General features: G+C 67.1%; 22 protein-coding genes. 12 read left to right on the forward strand and 10 right to left on the reverse strand.

Annotation, left to right across the window (positions count from 1 at the left end):
* The first annotated feature begins 151 nt into the window (after positions 1-151).
* On the forward strand, positions 152-343 hold the full coding sequence (locus ACOQFL_RS18570) for a hypothetical protein (RefSeq protein WP_435545452.1): 192 nt from the start codon (positions 152-154) through the stop codon (positions 341-343).
* Positions 344-503: 160 nt separating this feature from the next.
* Here the strand turns inward: ACOQFL_RS18570 and ACOQFL_RS18575 are convergent, their stop codons facing one another.
* From ACOQFL_RS18575 to ACOQFL_RS18590, 4 genes are all read right to left on the reverse strand, one after another.
* On the reverse strand, positions 504-1,457 hold the full coding sequence (locus tag ACOQFL_RS18575) for an EamA family transporter (protein WP_435545453.1): 954 nt from the start codon (positions 1,455-1,457) through the stop codon (positions 504-506).
* Between the two features lie 37 nt (positions 1,458-1,494).
* Positions 1,495-2,241, reverse strand: a complete 747-nt coding sequence (locus tag ACOQFL_RS18580) for an SAM-dependent methyltransferase (RefSeq protein ID WP_435545454.1) — start codon at positions 2,239-2,241, stop codon at positions 1,495-1,497.
* Between the two features lie 174 nt (positions 2,242-2,415).
* Positions 2,416-2,799, reverse strand: a complete 384-nt coding sequence (locus tag ACOQFL_RS18585; RefSeq protein WP_435545455.1) for a hypothetical protein — start codon at positions 2,797-2,799, stop codon at positions 2,416-2,418.
* Between the two features lie 283 nt (positions 2,800-3,082).
* A complete protein-coding gene (locus ACOQFL_RS18590; protein WP_435545456.1) occupies positions 3,083-4,216 on the reverse strand; it encodes a glutathione-independent formaldehyde dehydrogenase in 1,134 nt (377 codons plus the stop codon).
* Between the two features lie 296 nt (positions 4,217-4,512).
* Here ACOQFL_RS18590 and ACOQFL_RS18595 point away from each other — a divergent pair, with 296 nt between their 5' ends.
* From ACOQFL_RS18595 to ACOQFL_RS18610, 4 genes are all read left to right on the forward strand, one after another.
* A complete protein-coding gene (locus tag ACOQFL_RS18595) occupies positions 4,513-4,641 on the forward strand; it encodes a hypothetical protein (protein WP_435545457.1) in 129 nt (42 codons plus the stop codon).
* 274 nt (positions 4,642-4,915) lie between these two features.
* Positions 4,916-7,723 carry an aconitate hydratase AcnA gene (gene acnA / locus ACOQFL_RS18600; RefSeq protein WP_435545458.1) on the forward strand — a complete coding sequence of 936 codons (2,808 nt, stop codon included), beginning with the start codon at positions 4,916-4,918 and terminating at the stop codon, positions 7,721-7,723.
* A 204-nt stretch (positions 7,724-7,927) separates the two neighbouring features.
* A complete protein-coding gene (locus ACOQFL_RS18605) occupies positions 7,928-8,149 on the forward strand; it encodes an HC3 family zinc finger protein (protein ID WP_435545459.1) in 222 nt (73 codons plus the stop codon).
* Positions 8,146-8,442 (forward strand): hypothetical protein, encoded by a 297-nt coding sequence (locus tag ACOQFL_RS18610; protein WP_435545460.1) that lies wholly within the window; start codon positions 8,146-8,148, stop codon positions 8,440-8,442. Before ACOQFL_RS18605 ends, ACOQFL_RS18610 begins: the two co-directional genes overlap by 4 nt.
* Positions 8,443-8,506: 64 nt before the next feature.
* Here the strand turns inward: ACOQFL_RS18610 and egtD are convergent, their stop codons facing one another.
* The 4 genes from egtD to egtA are packed head-to-tail and all read right to left on the reverse strand — an operon-like array spanning position 8,507 to position 12,876.
* Positions 8,507-9,478, reverse strand: a complete 972-nt coding sequence (egtD, locus tag ACOQFL_RS18615) for an L-histidine N(alpha)-methyltransferase (protein ID WP_435545461.1) — start codon at positions 9,476-9,478, stop codon at positions 8,507-8,509.
* Positions 9,479-9,482: 4 nt separating this feature from the next.
* The gene (gene egtC, locus ACOQFL_RS18620; protein WP_435545462.1) at positions 9,483-10,307 is read right to left on the reverse strand and encodes an ergothioneine biosynthesis protein EgtC; all 825 of its coding nucleotides are present in this window, start codon (positions 10,305-10,307) and stop codon (positions 9,483-9,485) included.
* A gap of 12 nt (positions 10,308-10,319) precedes the next feature.
* A complete protein-coding gene (gene egtB / locus ACOQFL_RS18625; protein ID WP_435545463.1) occupies positions 10,320-11,666 on the reverse strand; it encodes an ergothioneine biosynthesis protein EgtB in 1,347 nt (448 codons plus the stop codon).
* On the reverse strand, positions 11,638-12,876 hold the full coding sequence (gene egtA, locus ACOQFL_RS18630) for an ergothioneine biosynthesis glutamate--cysteine ligase EgtA (RefSeq protein WP_435545464.1): 1,239 nt from the start codon (positions 12,874-12,876) through the stop codon (positions 11,638-11,640). The genes egtB and egtA overlap by 29 nt, the downstream gene beginning before the upstream one ends.
* Positions 12,877-13,125: 249 nt before the next feature.
* Between egtA and ACOQFL_RS18635 the strand changes: the two genes are divergently transcribed.
* The 3 genes from ACOQFL_RS18635 to ACOQFL_RS18645 all read left to right on the forward strand — a co-directional run bounded on the left by ACOQFL_RS18635 (position 13,126) and on the right by ACOQFL_RS18645 (position 17,110).
* A complete protein-coding gene (locus ACOQFL_RS18635; protein ID WP_435545465.1) occupies positions 13,126-13,722 on the forward strand; it encodes a TetR/AcrR family transcriptional regulator in 597 nt (198 codons plus the stop codon).
* Between the two features lie 139 nt (positions 13,723-13,861).
* Positions 13,862-15,973, forward strand: a complete 2,112-nt coding sequence (locus ACOQFL_RS18640; RefSeq protein WP_435545466.1) for an FUSC family protein — start codon at positions 13,862-13,864, stop codon at positions 15,971-15,973.
* Between the two features lie 69 nt (positions 15,974-16,042).
* Positions 16,043-17,110, forward strand: a complete 1,068-nt coding sequence (locus ACOQFL_RS18645) for a DUF3616 domain-containing protein (protein WP_435545467.1) — start codon at positions 16,043-16,045, stop codon at positions 17,108-17,110.
* 166 nt (positions 17,111-17,276) lie between these two features.
* Here the strand turns inward: ACOQFL_RS18645 and ACOQFL_RS18650 are convergent, their stop codons facing one another.
* Positions 17,277-18,752, reverse strand: coding sequence for a peptide MFS transporter (locus ACOQFL_RS18650; RefSeq protein ID WP_435545468.1), 1,476 nt, complete (start codon positions 18,750-18,752; stop codon positions 17,277-17,279).
* Between the two features lie 450 nt (positions 18,753-19,202).
* On the opposite strand from ACOQFL_RS18650, the gene ACOQFL_RS18655 reads away from it, so the two are divergent.
* The 3 genes from ACOQFL_RS18655 to ACOQFL_RS18665 all read left to right on the forward strand — a co-directional run bounded on the left by ACOQFL_RS18655 (position 19,203) and on the right by ACOQFL_RS18665 (position 22,494).
* Entirely contained in the window at positions 19,203-19,763 is a 561-nt protein-coding gene (locus tag ACOQFL_RS18655) for a TIGR03086 family metal-binding protein (protein WP_435545469.1), read from the forward strand.
* Positions 19,764-20,089: 326 nt separating this feature from the next.
* Positions 20,090-21,457 carry a hemolysin family protein gene (locus tag ACOQFL_RS18660; protein ID WP_435545549.1) on the forward strand — a complete coding sequence of 456 codons (1,368 nt, stop codon included), beginning with the start codon at positions 20,090-20,092 and terminating at the stop codon, positions 21,455-21,457.
* Positions 21,454-22,494, forward strand: a complete 1,041-nt coding sequence (locus ACOQFL_RS18665; RefSeq protein WP_435545470.1) for a hemolysin family protein — start codon at positions 21,454-21,456, stop codon at positions 22,492-22,494. The genes ACOQFL_RS18660 and ACOQFL_RS18665 overlap by 4 nt, the downstream gene beginning before the upstream one ends.
* Positions 22,495-23,300: 806 nt before the next feature.
* On the opposite strand, the gene ACOQFL_RS18670 is transcribed toward ACOQFL_RS18665, so the two are convergent.
* Entirely contained in the window at positions 23,301-23,444 is a 144-nt protein-coding gene (locus ACOQFL_RS18670) for a hypothetical protein (protein WP_435545471.1), read from the reverse strand.
* Between the two features lie 81 nt (positions 23,445-23,525).
* Here ACOQFL_RS18670 and ACOQFL_RS18675 point away from each other — a divergent pair, with 81 nt between their 5' ends.
* Positions 23,526-23,774, forward strand: coding sequence for a hypothetical protein (locus tag ACOQFL_RS18675; protein ID WP_435545472.1), 249 nt, complete (start codon positions 23,526-23,528; stop codon positions 23,772-23,774).
* Positions 23,775-24,559 lie beyond the last annotated feature (785 nt).

Below are 24,559 nucleotides of genomic sequence, written 5' to 3' on the forward strand. Positions count from 1 at the left end.
CTTCCGGTGCCGGGCGGAACAATCGACGCGACATCCGAAGAACAGCATCACGACAACCGCGCTGCGGCATGAGCTCATCGCCCACGAAAAGCCCAGGATTCGTATCGGGGAAGCGAGTCCACCGCCGGATGTTTTCCGAGCGGAGGAGAAAATGGGCATTTCGCAACTATCCAGGCGCCACGGTTCGCTTCGCCGCATGGTGGCGCTCACCGGCGTTTCCACCGTCGCGGCGGGGCTGGGGCAACAACGGTCAGGGGTGAGCACCATCGAGAACGTCATCAACGGCAGGGGCGCCGAGGTCAACACCAACAATCGGACCAGCTATCCGACGAGCTGTCCCTGACGGGCTGTCCCTGATGGGCTGCCCCTGACAGGTTTCCGAGCTCTCGTCATCGAAAAGGTGCCCGGACGTGTCCTCGTCCGGGCACCGCATCCTCGTCGTGGCCCGCACATCGCTCTCGAACCGCTCACGAGGTGAGAGCGCACGATCGTTCCCGAGTCGTTCATCCCCGCCCGCTCGACAGGGTGGTCTCCGTCGCCGTACCGAGGGAATCCACCGGGCGAGGAGGTGCGCCCCACTGCGCCAGGAACGCTCCGAGCAGCACCAGCACACCGCCGAACAACTGGACGGGCAGCAGGGTTTCGTGCAGCAACCACCAGGCGAGCACCGTGGCCACCACCGGTTCCAGGTAGGCCACTCCGCCCGCGATCGGCGCGGACAGCCCGCGCACCGCCACGATGCCGGTGAGGTAGGCGAAGACCGTGCTGACGAGCACGATCCAAACCACCGCGAACGCCGCGGGCAGCTCGTGCCCGGCCAGCTCGACCCGCGAGGTCAGCACCGACCAATCCATGCGCCACGGCCGGGCCGGAACGGTCATGACGAGAGCACCGATGAGGAGCCCGTACGCCGCCAGCGCGCTGGGTCTGACCGAGGCGGTGCTTTCGGAGAGCAGGAAATACGCGGCTTGGCACGCCGCGGCCCCCAGGCCCAGTAGTAATCCGACAGGATGCAGCGCGACACCGGCCCAGACACGCACCACGAACGCCAACCCCGTCACTGCCAGCACCACACCCATCACCGCCATCGGAGTGACGGGACGCCGTAGCACGAAACGGGCCCACACCAACACCAGCACGGGCCCGAGGAATTCGATCAGCAGTGCCACTCCCACCGGGATGGTGGCGATGGCTCCGAAGTAGCAGGCCTGCACTCCGGCGACCGCGAACATTCCGTAGCCCGCGACCGCCACGGGAGAGGTACGTACCGCCGAGCGGTACCGGAGCAGCAGCGGCGACATCAAAAGCGCCGCCCCCGCGAGTCGCAGCCACGTGACCTGAAGCGAACCGAGTCCCGCGACCAGCAACGGCTTCGCGAACGGCCCCGAACCACCGAAGAACAGTGCCGAAGCGATCGCGAAGGCTAGGCCGAGGGCACGTAACCGTCCCGCGTTCATCACCGCGCTCGCGGAGCTGCCGCGCGCTCGCCCCGCATCAGCACCAGCCGACCGCCGCGTACCCGTTGGCGTGGGCCGCGGGATGGCGCGGTGGATTCTCGTCGTCGGGGCGCCAGTCGGGCAGCAGCACCAACCCGGGGTCGACGAGCCGGTATCCGCTCAGCAGTCGACCGATCGCTTCCTGGTCCCGGAGGGTTACCGGGGTGGGGGTGGCCTCGAGCAGTTCGCGCACGGCCTGTTGCTCGTCGGAGGTGAACGCTGTTCCGGAAAGATGGGACACGGCCACGGCGCTGCCCGCGCAGCAGGCATCACGGTAGGCGGCGAGCATGGCTCCGGGCTCGTCGTGGTCGGGAATGGCGTGCAGCAACGCGACCGCGAGCACCGCCACCGGACGGTCGAAGTCGAGCAGCCCGGAAACGCCGGGCGCGTTCAGCACGGTCTCGGTGTCACGCGCGTCCGCCCTGGTGATCGTGACGTTGGGCGAGTCACGCAGCAGTCGTTGGGCATGCGCCACGGCAACCGGCTCGTGATCCACGTAGGCCACTCGCGCCCCCGGCGCCCGCTCGTGCGCTATCTCGTGGACATTGCCGGCCGTAGGAACACCGGATCCCAGATCGAGGAACTGGTCCACTCCGGCGTCGAGCAGGTAACGCACCACTCGCCGCAGGAAGGCCCTGTTCTCGACGGCGAAGGTCACCGAAGCGGGCGCGCGTTCGGCTGCCTCGTCGGCGACCCGCCGGTCGATCTCGAAATTGGCTGAGCCACCGAGAAAGTAGTCGTACATCCGCGCCAGGTTCGGCCTGGAGAGGTCCGGATCGTCGCCGATGTCGCTCTCGGGGTGCTGCCCGTCGATGATGTCCTCCCAAACGGGTAGTGCGGGTTCGAACGGAGATTCTACCGAGTTTCTCGAACCCGTTGTCGAGACCGCTCGTCGCCTTCCGGGCGCGGGAGGGACGGGCTACCGGCATGTGAGGCGGCACTCGCTGCCGTCGACCGCCTCGACGTGCAGTCGCAGTCGGTCGGTCTCACGCGGCACGTCGGTGTAGAGCGAATGGCCGTGACAGAGCACTTCCAGATCTCGTTCGAGATCACGGCTGAGCTGGTCCTCGTCGGCGAGTTCGGCCCAGGCCCGTTCACCGAGCAACCGTATTCGACGCCGCTGAGCGTGTTTGCGGGTCATCTCGGCCAGCCACTCGGCTGCGTCGTCCGGGGTGTGCAGCACGCGGTCCGGACTGCGCGACAACCGCTTCGTCCGATCGCTGCGCTCGGCGGAGAAATCACCCGCTTCGACGTAGGCGTGCCAGTGGAGCCGGCCCTCGAGCCAGTCGCCGATCTTGTCCAACGTGGATTCTCCTGGTGTCGCCTTACCGACGGGAACGCTCCCCTATCGCGCCCCCGTCGAATTCTCGCGAAATCGCCACGCCGTGTGGTGCCAAACGCGGTTTTCGACACGATTTCGCGGTGGGGATCATTGGCGGCACCGCGGAGGATTCCGTCCGCCCACGGCGGACATCCGGGCATGGCCCGCACGTACTCGTCGAGGAGTCGCCTTCCGTGTGTGAAAAGACCCGTGCCCGGCGGAAGGCCCCGGGCACGGGTCGGAGGCGAGCGTCACTCAGGGGTACTCAGGGATGCAGCACGACCTTGGTGTATCCCTCAACGCGCTGGTCGAACTTGGTGTAGGCGCCGGGAGCGTCCCGAAGTGACAGTTCGTGGGAAACCACGAAACTGGGCTTCGCCCGCTCGGCGACGATCAGGTCCCGCAACTGGCGGTTGTACCGTTTGACATTGCACTGGCCGGTCCCCATGACCTGGCCTTTCTCGAACATGCGGCCCATCTCGACCGAGAGCATGCCCTGTCTGGCGCTCTCGTTCGGACCACCGGGATCGGACGGAACGTAGAGGCCGGGAACGCCGAGCCGCCCCGTCGGACGGACGCTCTCGATCAACGAGTTGAGCACCGTCGCGGGTTCTTCCCTGGAAGCGTCGGCGACCTGGGCCTGGTATCCGACGGCGTCCACCCCCTTGTCGGCTCCGGCTCCCTCCGTCTGGTCCTTTATCAGTTCGATCGGGTCGCCGCGGCTGAAGTCCACCGGTATCGCACCGATCTCGGTGGCCTTGGTGAGCCGTTCGGGAATGCGGTCGACCACGAACACGCGGGAAGCGCCGCGCAGCAGAGCCGAGTAGGCGGCCATCAGCCCCACCGGGCCCGCACCGTAGACCGCCACGCTGTCCCCGGGAATGACCTGGGCCAGTTCACAGCCGTGATAGCCGGTCGGGAAGATGTCGGCCAACAGCACGAAGTCGGTCTCGTGTTCGCCGTTGGCAGGCAGCTTCAGACAGTTGAAGTCGGCATAGGGGACACGCAGGTACTCGGCCTGCCCGCCGGTGTAGGGCCCCATCGACACGTAGCCGTAGGCACCCCCGGCGAAACCGGGGTTGACCGTGAGGCAGAACGCGGTGTTGCCCTCCATGCAGTTTCGGCAGAATCCGCAGGCGACGTTGAACGGCATGACCACGCGGTCCCCGCGCCGCAGTGAGGTGACCCCACTGCCGATGTCCTCGATGATTCCCATGTTCTCGTGGCCGAACACGATGCCCGGTTCGGCCGCGGTGCGGCCCTCGTACATGTGCAGGTCCGAGCCGCAGATAGCGGTGGAGGTCACCCTGACGAGCACGTCGTTGGGGTGTTCGATGCTGGGATCAGCCACCTCGGAGATGTCCACCGAGAAAGGTTCCTGATAAACGACCGCCTTCATTGTCGACCCACCTTCCGTCATCGAGAGGCCGATGCCGTCACGGATCCCTGGATCACGGTGTCGGACGAATGCGGCACGCCCGGGAGGAGCACTGCTGGCTCTTCCGGGACCGCCCGCTCGGAAAAGATCCTTCGTTCGACACCACATCCATGAGTATTCGCACGTCAGGTGTCTACCCACCAGTGTGCGCCGGTAACCTCGACTGGGCACTCCGTGTACGCAACGTCAGAAAGACACTCGCGGCACTCCATCCCAAGAGTGAAAGCAACCACGAAATGAATCGAAATAATTACTATATGAGTTCGCCACACGGCATCGACCACTACGACGCGACGTTCGCCCGCGACCTGGAGTGGGCCCGCAGGTTGCGCGCCCAGCTCGCGGAACTGCCCAGCACCGAGGACGACGCGGACGAGGACTCCTGAGGCCTGACGCCCCTGGGGCGCACGGCACGCGCCGGACCTCTCGAAGGGCCTCACCGGCCGCACCGCTCGCCCGGGCAAAAACCGCGAGATTACGCGCACGGCCATATTTCGGACTCGATTTCGCCCGACCCTGCCTTGAGCACGAATACAGGACAAGCGTACTGTTTAAGCTGAAGCAAGGGTCCGCGCGTACGGAACACCGAAGTGCGCGAGACTTTTCCGGACCCGTGCCGTTCCCGAACTTGCGCACGCCCGTCACGAGATGGAGTGGAACGTGACCGCACCTGCGAGCAAGGACAGCTTCGGCGCCCGTGACACGTTGCGTGTCGGCGACTCCTCCTACGAGGTGTTCCGACTCGACGCGGTCGACGGCGCGCAGCGGCTGCCGTACAGCCTCAAGATCCTGCTGGAGAACCTGCTGCGTACCGAGGACGGTGTCAACATCACCGCCGAGCACGTACGCGCACTCGGCAACTGGGAGCCCACCGCCGAACCGGACACCGAGATCCAGTTCACCCCTGGCAGGGTGATCATGCAGGACTTCACCGGGGTCCCCTGCGTGGTCGATCTCGCCACCATGCGTGAGGCCGTCGTCGAGCTGGGTGGCCAGGCCTCCTCGGTGAATCCGCTCGCCCCCGCCGAGTTGGTCATCGACCACTCCGTGGTCATCGACGTCTTCGGGAAACCGGACGCGTTCGAACGCAACGTCGAGTTCGAATACGGCCGGAACAAGGAGCGCTACCAGTTCCTGCGCTGGGGACAGAACGCCTTCGACGAGTTCAAGGTCGTACCCCCCGGAACCGGCATCGTTCACCAGGTCAACATCGAGCACCTGGCGCGGGGTGTGATGGCCCGGAACGGCCAGGCATACCCGGACACCTGCGTGGGCACCGACTCGCACACGACCATGGTCAACGGCCTGGGCGTGCTCGGCTGGGGCGTCGGCGGCATCGAAGCCGAGGCGGCGATGCTGGGCCAGCCGGTCTCGATGCTCATCCCCAAGGTGGTCGGCTTCAAGCTCACCGGCGACATCCCCCCGGGTGCCACCGCCACCGACGTGGTGCTGACGATCACCGAGATGCTGCGTGAGCACGGCGTGGTCGGCAAGTTCGTCGAGTTCTACGGCTCCGGGGTCGCCTCCGTCCCACTGGCCAACCGCGCCACGATCGGCAACATGAGCCCCGAGTTCGGCTCCACCGCGGCGATCTTCCCGATCGACGAGGAGACGCTGCGCTACCTCAAGCTCACCGGCCGTCCGCAGGACCAGCTGGACCTGGTGGAAAGCTACGCCAAGGAACAGGGCCTGTGGCACGACCCGAACCACGAGCCCGAGTACTCCGAGTACCTGGAACTCGACCTTTCCACCGTGGTTCCCTCGATCGCCGGTCCGAAGCGTCCGCAGGACCGGATCGCGATCTCCGGCGCCAAGAGTTCCTTCCGCGGCTCGCTCCGCGACTACGTGCAGGTCAGCTCGGACGACAGTGCCCTGGACGAAGCCGGCGAGGAGTCCTTCCCCGCCAGCGACGCACCCGCGGTGACCCACCACGACGAGGGTGACAAGCCCAAGCTGGTCTCGGCTGCCGACGGCTCCGACGGCCGGGTTTCCAAACCCGTCAAGGTCACTTCGGAGGAAAGGGGCGAGTTCGAGCTCGACCACGGTGCCGTGGTGATCGCCTCCATCACCTCCTGCACCAACACCTCCAACCCCTCCGTGATGCTGGGCGCGGCGCTGCTCGCTCGCAACGCGGTGGACAAGGGGCTGCAGACCAAGCCGTGGGTCAAGACCTCGATGGCCCCCGGTTCCCAGGTGGTCACCGACTACTACGAGAAGGCAGGCCTCTGGCCGTACCTGGAGAAGCTGGGCTACCACCTGGTGGGCTACGGCTGCACCACCTGTATCGGCAACTCGGGGCCGCTGCCCACCGAGATCTCGCAGGCGGTGCAGGACAACGACCTCTCGGTGGTCTCGGTGCTGTCCGGCAACCGCAACTTCGAGGGCCGGATCAACCCGGACGTCAAGATGAACTACCTGGCCTCGCCGCCGCTGGTGATCGCCTACGCGCTGGCGGGCTCGATGGACTTCGACTTCGCCAACGACCCGCTGGGGCACGACACCGCGGGCAAGCCGGTCTACCTGAACGACATCTGGCCGAGCCCGCAGGAGATCCAGAGCACCATCGACTCGGCGATCACGCAGGAGATGTTCACCAACGACTACTCCGACGTGTTCGCGGGCGACCAGCGTTGGCGGGAGCTGCCCACCCCCGAGGGCGAGACCTTCGAGTGGGACCAGGAGTCCACCTACGTGCGCAAGCCCCCCTACTTCGAGGGCATGGGTCTGGAGCCGGAACCGGTCACCGACATCTCCGGTGCGAGGGTGCTGGCCCTGCTCGGCGACTCGGTCACCACCGACCACATCTCGCCCGCGGGCGCCATCAAGCCCGACTCCCCCGCCGGGCAGTACTTGCGCGAGCACGGCATCGAGCGCAAGGACTTCAACTCCTACGGTTCCCGCCGGGGTAACCACGAGGTGATGATCCGGGGCACGTTCGCCAACATCCGGCTGCGCAACCTGCTGCTCGACGACGTGCAGGGTGGCTACACGCGCGACTTCACCCAGCAGGGTGGCCCGCAGGCGTTCATCTACGACGCGGCGCAGAACTACGCCGCCGAGAACACGCCGCTGGTGGTCCTGGCGGGCAAGGAGTACGGTTCCGGCTCGTCCCGGGACTGGGCCGCCAAGGGCACCGCGCTGCTCGGGGTGCGCGCGGTGATCGCCGAGTCGTTCGAGCGGATCCACCGGTCGAACCTGATCGGCATGGGCGTCGTCCCGCTGCAGTTCCCGGCGGGAAGCACCGCCCGGTCGCTGGGGCTCGACGGCACCGAGCACTACGACATCAACGGAATCACCGCCTTCAACAACGGTGAGATCCCGGCCACGGTGAAGGTGACCGCCACCAAGGCGGACGGCTCCACCGTGGAGTTCGATGCGGACGTTCGTATCGACACGCCGGGTGAGGCCGACTACTACCGCAACGGCGGCATCCTGCAGTACGTGCTGCGGAACATGGTCAACTCCTGACGGCTCGTGGAGTTCACCCTCGGCGCCGTGGGACCGTTCGGACGGGCCCACGGCGCCGAGCCATTTCAAGAGGGATTAGGATCACACGGGGATCTTCCGTGCTCGGAATCCCGACTCATTCCGACGGGTGAAAACGGTCACAGAATACGTCCGCGTGCATCACCCTCAGCGGGCTCGCGCGTCCCCCGTCACGGAGGTGTGATCATGACAAGTGAACTCAAGCATCACTGGCAACCCGCCGAGAAACAGCGACACGCCATAGCGGGCCCCCTTCCCCGGGGGAAGCAGCACGACGAAGGGGAAAGCCTCGACACGTTGTGCGGAAAGCGGGTCGTGGCGGCGGCCTCGAACGAGCTCAACTGGCTGTGGCCCACTTGCGACGCGTGCATGGGCGTGGCCAAGGAACGTGTCGGAGCGACCGCATGAGCAGAACGCTAGCCGTTCGGTACCGTGCGGGGCTCGTGGGTGAATCGCAGCGACAGGTCCATCTCTGCACCCTCGACGACGAGGACGCGACGGGGCACGACGAACTCCCGGAGCACTGGGACACCCACTGTGGACTGCGCATCCCGGACACCGTGGCCGAGACGGCGGACCGGCCCGCTGGCATGCCCTGCCTGCCGTGTCTGATGCTGACCTCCTCACCGCAGGAAGCCGCGGCCCGCCTCACCCCCGGCCTGCCGCACGGTTCCACCGCCCAGAGCCGTCCGGACGAGTGAACGGGCCGTCCGGACGAGTGAAACCGTGCTCGCCCACGGTGCGGCACGCGTGGAAACGAGGTCCTCAACGGACCCGGGCCAACGACACCGCGAAGTCTCCGGCGCGGTCGGTCCACCACTCGACCGGTTCGAATCCCGCCTCGGCCAGTTCGGAGGCGACACGTTCCCTCCGGAACTTCGCCGAGATCTCGGTCTCGATCACTTCACCGGCGGCCAGTTCGATCGTGGCGTCCAGTTCGGCCAGCCGCACCCGCATGGCGCGGGGAGCGCGCAGTCCGATCTCGATCCGTTCCCGTTTTTCGTTCCAGTCGGCGATATGCTCGAACTCGGTCACCGGGAAGTCCGCGTCGAGCTCACGGTTGAGCACGCGCAGCACGTTGCGGTTGAACTCGGCCGTGACTCCTGCGCTGTCGTCGTAGGCGCTCCTGAGTCGTGCCGGGTCCTTGACCAGGTCGGTCCCGAGCAGCAGCCACTCCCCCGACGACAAGGCTTCCCGAACGGTACGCAGGAATCGTATCCGCTGGGGGTGACGCATGTTGCCGATCGTTCCGCCGAGCAACGCGACCAACCGCGTGCCCTCCTCCGGCAGTGCGGCCAGTGCGGTGTCGAAATCCCCCACGATCCCGTACAGCGCCGGTTCCGGATAGTCCGCCGCGATGGCTTCCAGCGCGCCGCGTAGGGCGGAGGCCGACACGTCGAGCGGAACGAAGCGACGCAGTCGCTCGTTCTTGCGCATCGCGTCGAGCAGCAGCCTGGTCTTGTAGGAGGATCCGGAACCGAGTTCGACGAGCGTGTCCACACCCGTGCGCTCCACGATGTCCAGCGCGTGTGTCTCGAGGATCTCGTACTCGGCCCTGGTCTGGTAGTACTCGGGAAGCTCGGTGATGCGTTCGAAGAGCTCACTGCCGTGGGCGTCGTAGAACCACTTCGGTGGTAAACGTTTCGGGTCGGCGGTGAGTCCGTCCCTTGCGTCGGCGCGTAGTTCGCGCGCCACGTCGGTCTCGGAGCGGTGGTTGATCAGTTCGACGGGGTGCATCCGGTTACCTGCTCTCGGCGGTCGGGCTGTCTCGTAGTTCGATGTCCGGCAACGGGCTCAGAGTGGTTTCCTCGCGGTCGGCCACGACGAGGTAGCCGTCCGGCACGGCATGCCACGACGACTCCTCCCACCCCGAACCCTCGCGAGGGCCACGGGCGGCGGCCGGCAGTTCGAAGGGTTCGGACGCGAGGACCACCGCGCGGTCGGTCCGGCACACCGACAGCGAGTGCGTCCAGGTGGTGGCGATCAACAGCTGCCCGTCGGAAAGCAGCATGTTCATCCGTGCCTCGGGCACGGCACGGACCACTTCGACGAGCGTGTCGCGAACCGCGTCGACGGGAGGCTGCCCTTCGGAGAGCCGGTGCGACAACAACGCCCAGACGGTCGCGGAGTCCACCGGTGCTTCCGATGCCAGCAACCGCACCGGGTCGAGCTTTTCGGCCAGTTCGGCCAGTGATTCCGGCCAGCCGGGCACGGCTCCGTTGTGGCTGAACAGCCAGCGCCCCGACCGGAACGGGGCACAGGCCGTCCGCTCGGCCGAGGTCGATCTGGTGGCGGAACGAATCGCGCCGACGAGGGCGTCCGCCGACACCTCGGGGGCCAGGGCGGCGAAGTTCTCGTCCGCCCACATCGGCCCCACCGCGCGATACCTGCTGGGCTCGGCACGGTCGGCGCGATACCAACCGACACCGAAACCGTCCACGTTGATCGTCCCGCCCAGGCGCATGTCGTTCGGCGCCCAGGTTTGTTCGAGCAACCCGTGGGACGGACGCAGCAGCAGCTCGTCCAGCCGCACCGGCGGCCCCAGATAACCGACATGTCTGCACATGGCCACGTCCGCTCAGTCGAGTTCGTCCAGCGAGGGGGTGCGTGCACAACGGAATCCGGCGAAGATCTGCCGACGGACCGGGAAGTCCCAGTTCCGGAAGGTAGCCCTGCAGGCCGCGGCGTCGGTTCCGAACGATCCGCCGCGAAGCACCTTCTGCGACGTACCGAAGAAGACCTCCGAGTACTCGCGATAGGGAAAGGCCTCGAAACCCGGGTAGGCGGCGAACTCGGAGGACGTCCACTCCCAGACGTCACCGATCAGCTGCCCGGCCCCGCACGGCGCCCGCCCGGCGGCATAGGCACCCGCCGGGGCGGGACGCAAATGCCGCTGGCCCAGGTTGGCCCGTTCGGGGGTGGGTTCGGACTCGCCCCACGGATAGCGCATGGACTTCCCCGTGGCGGGATCGAACCGCGCCGCCTTCTCCCATTCCGCTTCGGTGGGAAGACGCTTGCCCGCCCAGTTCGCGTAGGCCTGCGCCTCGTGAAAGCTGACGTGCACAACCGGCTCCCGCGGTGGAACGGGTTCGATCCCGCCGAACCGACGACGCCACCAGGTGTCACCGCTGCGCCGCCAGAACAGCGGCGCACTCAGCTGTGCGTGTTCGCGGTGTCGCCACCCCGCCTCGCTCCACCAGCGGGACTTCTGGTAACCACCGCCTTCGATGAAACGGAAGAAGTCGGCGTTGGTCACCGGCTGGGCGTCGATGAAGAAGTCCTCGACGTGCACGGGATGAGCGGGACGTTCGTTGTCCAGCGCCCAGGGCTCGGTGGATGTTCCCATCGTGAAATCCCCCGCCGGGACGAACACCTCCGTCGACGGCAGCGGGGTTTCGCCCACCGAGGGTGGGTCCGGAGCGTGCAGCACGGGCTCGCCGCGTCGCAACTGGTGAGTGGCCAGCATGGTCTCGTCGTGCTGCTGCTCGTGCTGCACGATCATGCCGAAGGCGAAGGCCTGCTCCACCAGGGGTCTGCCGTCCAGGCGCACCCGGTGCAGCACGTCCTGGGCCTTGTCGCGGACGGTCGCGATGTAGTCGCGTGACTCACCGGGACCGAGCAGTGGCAGTTCGGGGCGATCGCGACGCGAGTGCTGGAAAGCGTCGTACAGATCGTCGATGTCGGGGCGCAGTGCGGGGCGTCCGCCGACGTCCCGCACCAGCCAGAGCTCCTCCTGACTGCCGACGTGGGCCAGGTCCCAGACCAGTGGCGACATCAACGGGGAGTGCTGCGCGACGAGATCGTCGTCGTCTACCGCGTCGGTGAGGGCGATGCTGCGTTGCCTGGTTCGCTCCAGCTCAACGGCGACGCGGTTCTTGAGATCGTCCGGGGTAAGTTCAGCCGATTCGGGGCCGATGGTGCTCACGTCGTCCTCCTGCGGTGGATGGCTCGTGCGCCGCACGGGCTGTTTCGAGGCGCCGCCGTACGGTTTCGGCCACTCGTTCGGCCAGCCCCGCGGGGCTGTCGGGGAGAGCTTCCAAACAACGACAGGCCAGGTCGAAAACGGCCTCGGCCGCCCGGGCGAGTTCGGGGTCGGCGAGTCCGTGGCGTGCCGCGTCCACCCATCTGTCGGCGACCGCGGAGGTCTCCTCGATCACCTTGTCCACGGTGGTTTCGCTGCGGAAGAGGGCGATCAGCGCGGCGGCGGGCAGCATCCACTCGTCCCCCTCCTGCGCGTCGAGGTAACGCACCTCGAAGTAGCCGCGGGGACGTACGGGGGAGAACATGGTGGTCAGGTGATAGTCGAGGTCGTCGCGCGTGGGGGCTTCTTCGAGTGAACCGCCGATCCATTCGGCGAAGCTGATCCCGTTCGGAGTGCTCCAGTCACCGTTGTCGCGCCGCAGGCACACCACCGGAACGTCCAGCACGTGCCGCGCCCAGTCCGCGGCCGGATCGGGTGTGATCGGCGCGGGACGCGTGCGGGGCGGATCGGTGTGCAGCAGGGACCGTGCCCGGGCCGAGGCCCATCCGGTGTCGCCTCCCAGCATGGTGGACGAATTGGCGAACGTCGCGGTCAGGACCGGGCCGAGGGCGTGCAGCGCCGCCCAGCGCGGTCCGAGGCGTTCCCGCTCACCGATGTCCAGGCACACCTGTATGCCGGCTGTGCTGCACATCATCCGCTTGCCACCGCTTCCGATGCGATCGAACGCGTGCTCCATGGCCGCATAGCGCGCCACCGGGAGAAGTCGACGTGGTGGGCGCCAGGGATCGATACCGCGAGTGCCGAGCACCAGGCCGGCACGGTCGCACAGTTCGCGGACGTAGGCGATATCGCCCGTCAGTGATTCCAGCAGCGCGCTCATCGACTCGTGCACAGCGCTGGAGATTTCGATCTGGCCGCCCGGTTCGAGGGTCAGTGCCGAGCCGTTCGGCAATCCGTCGTTCGGGCTTTCCGGGGCCAGTGAACCGGGAGTGTGGGATCCGAGGGCCTGTCTGAGGCGTTCGGGATCCAGCGGCTTTCGGGGATTTTCGGCATGGTGGACAGTCCATTCGAGTTCGATGCCGAGCAAGCGGGGTGGACCGTGTTTGAAGCACACCGAGGCAACGTAGGCCTCCGCGTCGGCACGGCTCCGCAAGCGCGACTTTGGTACCTCGTGGACCGCCGGGTCGACGGGATCATCCCGATCGATGGGCATGGCCACGTTCCATCACCGCCTGTGTTCTGGTTTACACGTAGACATTACCGTCGCCCGAAGGGATACGCACCACTTGCGGCCCTCGAACGGCGGCTGCTACGAAACACCGCATCGCGGTGAGTGAGCGGACGAGTTCACAAAACGTACGTACGGATTGCGAGAACACCGGCGAGCTGCGACGATCAGTTCATGCCCCGCGTGAGCTCGGACCACCTGCAGGCGCGACGCCGCCAGATTCTGGACGGCGCACGTGCCTGTTTCGCCAGGTACGGCTATGAGGGTGCGACCGTGCGCAGGCTCGAAGAAGCCACCGGGCTCTCCCGGGGCGCGATCTTTCACCACTTCAAGGACAAAGAGTCGCTGTTCCTGGCGCTGGCCGAGGACGACGCGGGCCGGATGGCCGACGTCGTGGCCGAGCAGGGGCTGGTGCAAGTGATGCGCGACCTGCTTTCCGAACCGCACGGCGGCGGAAGCGTTCCCGGCGCGGACTGGCTCGGCACCCGGCTGGAGGTCTCCCGCAGGCTCCGGACCGACGAGGAGTTCCGCGCCAAGTGGGCACAACGTTCCGAGCAGCTCACCGCCGCGACCAGGGAACGGCTCAACCGGCAGCACCGTTCGGGCAACCTGCGTGACGACGTCGATGTGGACGTGCTCACCGCATACCTGGAGCTGGTGCTGGAAGGACTCGTCTCGCATCTGGCCATGGGCTTCCCCGCCGACGACATGGATCCGGTGCTGGATCTGGTGGAGGAGAGCGTGCGGCGCCACCGCAGTGGCAAGGTGTGATCCGGCGCTCCCCTGCCCCCGGCGAGCACGGCGTGTGCGATGCCCTGAACCGGCCGCGGGCGTAATCTCGCCCCGAACCCGGCCGACAACCGCGCGGCGACGGGGAGAAGTCGGCCAGTGACGGCAGCCGGAGGCACGCATGTGGAGCGAGTGGTGGAATCGCTTCGTCGCCTCGGACCCCGCACTGCGCAGGTTCCGGACCGCCGTGCGGGTGGTCTCCTCGGTCGCCCTGACCCTGCTGGTCATGCTGCCCACGCTCGCGTGGCTGGGGCTGGCGCTGCCCAGCGCACTGATCGGCGCGATCGTTGCCATTCAGTCCTCGGTGGCGGTCAACGATCCCACCGAGCGCGGCAAGCTGATCACCACCCTGCTGATGCCCATCCCCACCACGATCAGTCTGACCGTGGCCACCCTCAGCAGGCCGATCCCGCTCCTGACGGTGCTGATCTTTCTGGTGGTCATCTACGCGGCCACCTATGTCCGCCGGTTCGGGGTGCGCTACTTCGCACTGGGCTTCGTGGGTTTCTTCGGCTACTTCTTCGCGATGTTCCTGCGCCCGGACCTCTCCCAGTTGCCGGTGATGGCGCTGGCCGCGGTTTGCGGTGCGTTGGCGGCCTGCCTGTTGCGCTTCGTGCTGCTGCGGGACGACCCGCAGGGTGTACTCCGCAGGGGCAGGAGAACCATCAGGGCCCAGGTGCACGCGCTGCTGCACACGGTGCGCGATCTGGCCGAACACCCCGACTCGACCACACGGCGCCGTCGAGTGCAGAACCGCTTCACCCGACTGAACGAAACCGCGCTGATGCTCGAGGGCACGGTCGAACAGCTGACGGGCATCGACGAGCGGGGCAGAACCAGGCTGCGACAGCGACTGCTCAACGTCGAACTGGCCGCGGAGAACCTGCTCACCCCACTGACCAGGGCGATCGATCAACCTTCCGGAGCCGTTCCTGCACTGACCCCGTTGCTTTACCTGCTGCGCACGGACCCCGCCGAGTTCCGCAAGGCCGCCAAGCGCGTCGCCGAGGAAGTGGAACGACAGGGATCGGTGGAGCTCGCCATGACGGTGCGCAGGCTCGGGGCGGCACTGGCCGAGCTTGCCGAGGCGACCTCCGAGCTCGGCAGCGACTACAACGCCGAGGAGTCCGGCTCCGGACAACTCGAGAACACCGAGACCGAACGGGGCACCGACGAACAGGAGGAACCGCAGGACTCCGAGACCGGACTCCGGCGCCTCGAGGTACGCACGGCGGTTCAGGTGACCACGGCGGCGGCGCTGGCCATCGTCGGCGGTCAACTGGTGTCGCCGAACCGCTGGTACTGGGCGGTGATCACGGCGTTCGTGGTGTTCATCAGCGTCAACAGTCGTGGCGAGCTGCTGGTACGTGCCTGGCAGCGCACCGCGGGCACCCTGCTGGGGGTGCTGGCCGGGATTCTGGTGGCCTCGCAGGTGACCGGGTATCTGACCACCGAACTGATGCTGATCCTGTTGTGTCTGTTCCTCGCGTTCTACTTCATCGGATACTCCTACGCCGCCCTGACGTTTTTCATCACGACCGCGCTCGGTCTCCTCTACGGAATCCTGGGCACCTTCTCCGTCGCGGTACTGGAGACCCGGCTGGTGGAAACGGCGATAGGGGCGGCGGCAGGCGTGGTCGCCGCCGTACTGATCCTGCCCACCAGCACCCGCTCGGTGGTGCGTGCGCGTTCGGAGGACTTCCTGCTGCAGCTGCGGGACCTGCTCGACAGGGCCACCGGCGACGTGGAGGCCGAGAGAACCGTCTCCGGGTTGCGCGAGGACGTGCGGGAGCTGGACGACCGGTTTCACCGGCTGCGCGGCAGCGCACGGCCGCTGACGGGGCTGCGAGTGCGTTCGCAGGGAAGTCGGCTGGAACGCGAGCTGACCATGGCATCCGGTTGCGCCTACTACGTCCGCAACCTCACCGTGGTGCTGGGCGACAGCGCCGAGATGATCGACGAGGACACCCGAAACAGGCTGGTCGCACTGCTCCGGTGCATGGCGGAAGCCGCGGCGGCGCTGACCGGCCGGGGCACGCGGGACTTCGACGGCATCGCCGAGGAGATGCGGGAACGCACGGAGGAGCTGCACGACATCGCGGAGACCCTGCCGTCCGGTCCCACCTCACTGCACCGCACGGTTTATCTGCTCGACCGGGTCGGCCGGATCCTGCACGACCTCGGGCGGGAGTTCGGATTCGTCGAACGCCGGGAAGCCGAACCGGCACGATGAGGCGTGGCCTTCCGGGCGAACGCCTCCTGCGGCCGGAACGGCACACCGGAAAGCAGCATAATGCGGACCATGCACCACGAAATCGAACGACGTATGGCACTGCGGTTCCACGAGGAGTCGGTGGACGCGGAAACACACGTCAACATCTCCGCGATCCGGGGCGACGACGGATGCCTGTGGGTGGCGGGCGACGAGACCGCGACCGTGGAACGAATGCGGATCGCGGAGGGGGAACACCCGGATTCCTACGGTGAGCAGCGAACCTTTCGGCTCGCCGATCTCGTGCCGCTGCCCGGTCCCGCCGAGGAGGAGGCCGACATCGAAGGGCTCGGCCTGAACGGGGACTGGCTGTGGGCGGTGGGCTCGCACAGCTTGGTGCGCAAGAAGATCAAACCCAAACACGACGACACCAAGGCGGCCAGACGACTGGCCAAGGTGCGGGACGAGGCGAACCGGCACGTCGTGGCCAGGCTGGCGGTGGAACGCGACGGCGACGGCCCACCCCGCTTGGTGCGGGAGGCGTCGGACGGCAGGCGCTCCGCCGTACTGGGAGCGCGCCGCAAGGACAGTCTCACCGAGGCGTTGGCCGTGGATCCGCATCTGAGTCCGTTCCTGCGGATACCGGCCAAGGACAACGGACTCGACGTCGAGGGGATCGCGGTCAAGGGACAGAACCTGTTCCTCGGCCTGCGGGGTCCTGTGCTGCGCGGCTGGGCCGTGCTGCTGGAGATCGCACCGACCGAGGGGACGGAGGCCGGTGAGCTCACCCTGAGTGGCTTCGGCGGCTCACGCTATCGCAAGCACTTCCTCGATCTCGACGGACTCGGGATCCGGGACCTGTGCCCGCACGGGGACGACCTGCTCGTGCTGGCGGGGCCGTCCATGGACCTCGACGGACCGATCCGGGTGTATCGCTGGCGCGGCGCGGCGAAGAGCGAGGCCCCCGAGGTGGTGCGTTCCGAGCAGCTGCCGGTGGAGCTGGAACTGCCCCACGGGGCCGGTGACGATCACGCCGAGGGAATCTCGGTGGTCTCGGAGCCGGACGGCGAGAAACTGTTCGTGGTCTACGACAGTCCTGCCGAACACCGGCTGACCGCCGAGCACACCGTGCTGGGCGACATATTCGCGTTGCCGTGATCCCGCCCGGACCCAAGCGGGGCGGGTGGGAAGACCGGGAAGATTCTGAGCCGGGCGGGACGGACTCCGAAAGCCTCCCGCACGTGACGAGAACCGCGCCGCGCACCTCTCGTCGGAAGAGGTGCGCGGCGCGGAAGGCACCCGGCCACGGCAGTTGGGTCCTGGGTCAGTTCACTCCGTGCATGTAGCTCTTGACACGCGGCGACAACAGCGCGAGCAGTACCGCCAGAGCGAATGTGACCAGGGCCACCCCGCCGAAGTACATGTCCTGGTGCTGTTCCGAGTAGAGCTTCGCGATCTGCGCCGCGACTCCCTGCCCAAGCGCCGGAGCCAGGAAGTACAGACCCATGGTCTGCGAGGAGAACGCGTCCGGAGCCAGCTTGGTGGTGGCCGACAGCCCCACCGGGGAGAGCATGAGCTCACCGACGGTGAACAGCACGAACACGAAGGCGATCATCAACGGGTTCAACAGTCCCTGTTCGTCCCGGAACAGTCCGGCGATGACCACCCAGAGGAAACCGAGTGCGACGAAGAAGAGTCCGCCGGTGAACTTGATCGGCGTGCTCGGTTGCCGGTTGCCCAGTCTGGTCCACATCCACGCGAACAGCGGTGCCAGCACGACGATGGCCAGCGGATTGATGGACTGGAACCAGCCCACCGGGAAGTCGAAGCCGAACAGCGTGGTGTCCGTCTGCTGGTCGGTCACGATGACCAGCGTCGCCGCCTGCTGTTCGAACAGCAGGAAGAAGATCGCGGTGGCCACGAACAACGGGATGTAGGAAAGGAGCCGGTCCCGTTCCATCTTGGTCACCTGGTTGCTGCGGAACATCACCAGGAAGTAGGCGACGGGAAGCAGGATCGAGACCAGGGTGATCGTATTGATCAGGCCGGTGACTCCGAAGACGGCCAGCGCGGCACCGAGCACCACTACCGCGGCCGCGGCGATGAGCCCGACGCGCCCGAGAACCTGGTTGCGACGGTGTGCCGGGAGGGGGTTGACCGGCTGACTTCCCACGCCCGCGAGACGACCCCGGCCGAGCACGTACTGCGCCAGCCCGAGCGCCATTCCCACGGCTGCCGCGCCGAAGCCCCAGTGGAAGCCGGGTCCGGCGGCCAACGCCGGGGTCAGCAGTTGGCTGGCGAAGGCCCCGATGTTGATTCCGGTGTAGAAGATGGAGAAGCCGGCGTCCCGCCGCGCGTCGTCCCTGTGGTAGAGACCACCGACGACGTTGGAGACGTTGGGCTTGAGCAGACCGGTGCCGAGCACGATCAGCGCGAGCCCCGCGCCGAGGGTGTAGTAACCGCCCGGGAAGGCCATGCAGACGTGGCCCAGCATGATGAGCACGCCGCCGTAGAAGATGGCGCGTTGCGCACCGAGAACACGATCCGCGAGCCAGCCACCGGCGACACCGGTCAGATAGACCGAAGAGCCGTACGTCAACACCAGCGATGCGGCCACCGACTCGGCCATGCCGAGTCCGCCCTGGGTGACCGCCGTGTAGAGGTAGAGCGCGAGTATGGCGCGCATCCCGTAGTAGGAGAAGCGCTCCCACATCTCGACGAAGAACAATGTGGACAAGCCGGGGGGTTGCCCGAAGAACCCTCTCCCGTGCGACTCGCTCGTAACCGTGGAGGTGTTCACGATCACGTCCTCTCGTACGCATGGCTAGGCAGCGGTGGCCACCTGACAACTTGCGGCAGGATACGTACTTCTTCGCAGGCCACGAGCACTGGGTCCATCAAAGGTGTGACGTCTGGATGAGCAGATGTTTCACAGGTGGACAACTCCGGGAAGTCGGGAGGGCCCAATGTTCGCGCAACGGATGCGGCACGTTCCGGGAGTCACGCTCCCCGCACCGAACGTGAGTGCTGCGTAACGGATATACTCACGCCACGTGAGCGACCTCACCCTGGAGCTCTCGACATCCGAGGCGGAACGCGGCGGTCGACGGGTCCGCGAGACCGGGTGACACGGAACGCCGGGACCCGCTCGCACCGCGTCGGTCCCGAATCCTCGACCCGAGAACCATTGTGCGAGTCTTCGAGTCGCACACCAGCGGCACCCTGGAAAACGCAGAGCCATGGAGCGGAGATGGAACTGTTGCCCGCGCACCGGGCGGCGATGCGCGAATTCGACAACCGTGTTCGTCGCACCGGAATCGACCAACTGGACAACGCGACCCCGTGCAGCGATTGGCGGGTACGCGACCTGCTCAACCACCTGGTCAGTGAGCAGCTGTGGGCGCCCTGGCTGCTGGAGGGGCACACGCTGGCACAGGTCGGCGACCGATTCGACGGTGACCTGGTGGGCGAGGACCCGCAAGCGGCCTGGGACCGGGCCAGCTCCGCGGCACGAGCGGCCTGGGACAACGCGAAGCTGTCCGGCCGGGTCAACGTAACCGGCGGAAAGATCCCCACCGAGGACTACGGCTGGCAGATGACCATGGACCTCGCGGTGCACGCCTGGGACCTGGCTAGGGGCATCGGGGCCGACACCGGGCTCGACCCGGAACTGGTGGAGACTATACGAACGGTGTTCGAACCGCACCTGGAGGCACTCGCCGACTCCGGGCTCTTCGCACCGGCGAAACCGGTCAACGTCTCCGCGGCCCCGCAGAGCCGCCTGTTGGCGATGCTGGGCAGGCAGCCCTGAGAATCCACGCAGGCCTGAGAGCTCGCGGCCGGCGACCCGCCGGAGAAGCGGGGGAACGGGAGCCCGACGGGATATCCGCGCCACAGTGGAAGCCACCACGGGGTCCCACACGGTAGGATGTACGCACCGATACCGGGAACACCGCCTCCGCACGGAGTACACGGGCCCGGTAGTCGACGATCACGACACGACGCAAAAGGAGTGACAGCGTCAGTGCCCGAGGCACACTCGACCGACGGCAGTACCGGGCCGGGTCGAAGACCCGGCTGCTTTGCCACTCACCATCGACCGCGACGCCGTAACAGCCAGTCGCGAGGCGGTGGATGATGGACGTTCTACTCGCGATCCTGGGACTGTTGTTCGTCGGAGTGCTCACGTTGGGCACGGCGCTGGCCGTGGCCGCCGAGTTCTCACTGACCACCCTGGAACGCAGCACCATCGACGCCCATGTCGCCGAGGTCGGTGACAGGCGTTCCAGATCGGTACGCCGCGCCCACAGCACGCTCTCCTTCCAGCTTTCCGGCGCGCAGGTGGCGATCACGCTGACCACCCTGGTGACCGGTTACGTGGCAGAGCCGCTGATCGGTGACCTGCTACGTCCGGTCATCACCGCGCTCGGGATACCGATGAGCGTGGCGGTCCCCTCGGCCCTCGTGCTCGCGATCTTTCTTGCGACCACGCTGTCGATGGTTTTCGGCGAGATGGTCCCGAAGAACCTCGCGATCGCACGACCGCTGCCGACCGCCCGGGCCGTCTCGGGCTACCACGCCACGTTCTCCCAGGTGTTCAGCCTGTTGATCAACGGCATGAACAACAGCGCCAACTGGGTGATCCGGAAGTTCGGCGTCGAGCCGCAGGAGGAACTGCGTTCGGCCCGTTCCCCCGACGAGCTCGGTTCGATCGTGCGCTCCAGCGCGGAACACGGCACGCTCGACGAGGCCACCGCCGTGCTGATGGACCGCTCGCTGCGGTTCGGGGAACGCACGGCCCAGGAACTGATGACCCCCCGGGTGCGGGTCGAGTCGCTGACCGCGCGGGACAGCGTGCTCGAACTGATCGACACCGCCCGGCGCACCGGTTTCTCCCGGTTCCCGGTGCACAGCGGCGACCTCGACGAGGTGCACGGCGTCGTGCACGTCAAACAGGCTTTCGGGGTGCCGTTGGGAGACCGCGCCGGGACCTCGGTGGGGTCGCTGACCCGACCAGTGCCCACGGTGCCGGAGAGTCTGGACGGCGACGCGCTGCTGGAACGGCTGCGCGGTTCCGGGCTGCAGATGGCGCTGGTGGTCGACGAGTACGGCGGCACAGCGGGAATCGTGAGTCTGGAGGACGTCGTCGAGGAGATCATCGGCGATGTGCGCGACGAGCACGACCGGCGTGAGGCGGCCGCCGTACGCCGCACCGGCGGTTCCAGTTGGAACATCTCCGGACTGCTGCGGGCGGACGAACTCGAGGAGGCAACCGGCTTCGCCATGCCGGAGGGTGACTACGAGACGGTGGCGGGCTTCGTGCTGCACCGGCTGGGCCGCATCCCCACGCCGGGCGACCGGCTGCAGCAGGACGACTGGACCCTGACGGTCACCGGCATGGACCGGCATCGCATCGCCGAACTGCGGCTGCAGCATCGCTCCCCTGAGCTCGGCTCCAGACAGCCGGTCGCGAACGCCGAACCGCAACGGGAGGTGTCCCGATGAGCGACGGTACGGCCATCGGACTCACCGTGCTGCTGTTGCTGCTCAACGCGCTGTTCGTTGGGGCGGAGTTCTCGCTGCTGTCCTCGCGCAGGGACCGCCTGGAGGCGCTTCGCGAGCAGGGGAAGCGACGGGCCAACACGGTCATCAGAGCCAGCCAGGAAGGCTCGCTGATGTTGACCAGTGCCCAGCTCGGCATCACGCTCTGCTCGCTGGGACTGGGTAGGTTGGGCGAGCCCGCCGTGGCGCACCAGCTCGACCGGCTGTTGGGCCCGATTCCGGTGCCCTCGGTGCTGGTGCACGCGGTTTCCTTCGCGATCGCGCTGGCGCTCGTGGTCGTGCTGCACGTGCTGGTCGGCGAGATGGTGCCGAAGAACCTCGCGATCGCCGATCCGGAGCGGTTGGCGCTGTGGCTGGTCCCCGCCCTGGTGGGCTTCGTCAAGGTGGCCCGGCCGTTGATCGCGCTGTTCAACATGCTGGCAAACCTGGTGCTGCGGGCGCTGCGGGTACAGCCCAAGGAGGACCTGGAGACCGCCTACACCTCCTCGGAGCTGGCCGAGCTGCTGGTGGAGTCGAGGCGCGAGGGACTGTTGGACCAGTCCGAGCACCGCAGACTGGCGAAAACGCTCTCCTCGGTGGAGAACACCGTGGGCGACGTGGTGGTTCCGTTGGGAAACCTGACCACCCTGCCGGGCAATCCCACGCTGACGGACGTGGAGGACGCGGTTTCCTCCACTGGTTTCTCGCGTTTCCCCGTGCGCGGCGACGGCGGCAAGCTGGTGGGGTATCTGCACGTCAAGGACGTGCTGGACCAGGCGGGCAGTTCGCCGCGCACCCTGGTCCCGACCTCCCGGATCCGCACGCTGCCCACCGTGCGTGCGCGGGCCCGGTTGGACGACGCGCTGACGGCGCTGCGCCGCACCGGCAGTCACCTGGCCACCGCCATCGACGATGGCGGGAAACCGCTGGGCGTGGTGGCGCTGGAGGACCTCGTCGAGGAGTACGTGGGTACCGTCCGCGACGGCACCCACGTGGCCTGACCCGGCTCCGGGCGCTTTCAACTGGAGGCGCCCGGAGATCGCGGGGCACGCCACGCTGGGAGCGAGGCCGGCGCACGGAACGGGTCCAGAGCACCCGGTGATGAACTTCGGGGTGTACCCCTCGCGCGCGTTGGTCTCGCTCGGTGCGGCCTCGTTTTGAACGGCAACCCCCGACAGCCTCACCCGGCCCCGGTGCCGGGCCGCCGTCCGTCTTTTCTTGTGAGCCGGAGGCGATGCCGGGGCTCGGGTACCGCGTGGACCCGTAAGGCTGCGAGTCCCCCCTCGATCTCGGGTGTGTCGTGTGTTGGACACAGTTCTCCCGGGGTCGAGGGGGAGGTGAAGCTTCTCGGTATACCGGAATTGTGACTTCGGAGCTTCACCCCGCGCGGGGTGTTACACCCGCGCCGAGCCGGGGGTTACGGGCAGAGCGGCGATGATGGGCCGATAGTGCCCGAGCATGAGCGTCAGGGCTTACCAAGGACACGGCCGGGTTCGCCTAGATCGTGCGTTGCCTGACGCGCGAACTTCACGCCCTCTGACGGCGGTCCGCACGGCTGTGAACCGTGGCCAGGACTTGCGGCCCTACCCACGCGCTGCCTGGGGTTCGCGCGGCGGGGAGTCATTCCGTGCTAGACTCAGCACTGCTTTTTGATATCTTGGCGGAATCAAAATAGCACGAGCCCCCTGGTCACGATCAGGGGGCTCTTCTTTGCTCGCGATCCTGAAAAAGAAATTCTTTCAGAAAAATCGCACGCCGGTCCGTGGTGCTCTCGGATCCACGAGAACGGCCGTGCGTCGAACGTTCGTCACCGCCCCGGGACGGGGACGAGCCCGGTCAGCGGATGAGCGCCGCACCAGCGGGACTCGGCGTCCTTCTCCAGCACGACTTCCTTGCCGAGTGCTTTCGCGAGCCTTTTGGCCCCGAGAGCTTTCGTGGGGTCCTTCGCCACTGTCCGGCACACCTCCCGAACGGGTAACAACTCGAATCCATCGAGTATCCAACTGTCCGAGGCAGTGCGGGAGGCACGACGGTGGAAACCACCGAGCGGCGGCACTACTGGTTGCCCGTACCGGATCGAACCGGGTTCGAATGGGTTCGGCACGCCTTCCGGGGCAGGCACTGGGACGGCCGACCGGCCGACACGTCGGTGTGCGGGTTTCAGTACCCGATGGCGAAACCCAGTGAGCTGGACTGGTTTCAGTCCCCTACCTGTTCGGACCGCACGGAACTCCTGATCGCCGAGCAGTCCGGCGCCGGGAGCGCTGAAGGGGAACAGTGACTGGACGGCGCCACGAGGCTGATCGCGCACGCGGCTACGTCCCTGCCTTCTCCGGCGACCCGCACGAACCACGCGCGGCTTCGACAGCTCCGCTGGAAGGAGTCGGCCCGGCGAGAACCGCGTAGCCTGCTCGAACGTGAACTGCCCGGCCCACGAGCGGGCACTGCGACCGGTACACGACATCGCCGCGAGATCCGGAAAGCACTTCGGTCCTCGCGGACATCGTTCACGCGGGTCACAGCACCGCGAGGGAGGTAGCAGATGCCGATGTCCCACCACCTGTTGATCATCCTTGCCGAAGTCCTCGCAACCCGCTACGATCACGCACGTCAGAGCCTGCCCCCAACCACAACCCTCGAAAAGCCTCGCCCGATCAAGAGGGCATAGAAACCCCAGCTCGACGGTTCCGTCGTCCGTCGGAACGGGAGTCCCGCAAAACCTCACCCGACCGACAGGGCATGGAAATCGCGAGTCGTCCCGTTTCCGTCGCTGTCCTGAAGGCGGTCGGTCCCGCTGCTAATCGGGCCAAGTGGAACGGCAGTTCGAGGAACGCTCGGGCGGAAGCAGGGCCAACCCCTCATCCAGCGACGGCGGTTTCGTCCGCTGCGCCGACGCAGCTGTGCGTGCGGGTCAACGCGCGCTACGCCACTCCGATTCGGAACGCGATCAAGGGAAACGCCCGTGCCGGTTTCGGGCGGAGACAATTTCGTGCTGATATTCGCGCGGAGATATGAGAGCGGCTCCCCGCCGGGCGGGGAGCCGTTTTTCGCTACCGCTCATCGCCG

The organism is Actinopolyspora sabaoui, assembly GCF_051225635.1.
Taxonomy (GTDB): Bacteria; Actinomycetota; Actinomycetes; order Mycobacteriales; family Pseudonocardiaceae; genus Actinopolyspora.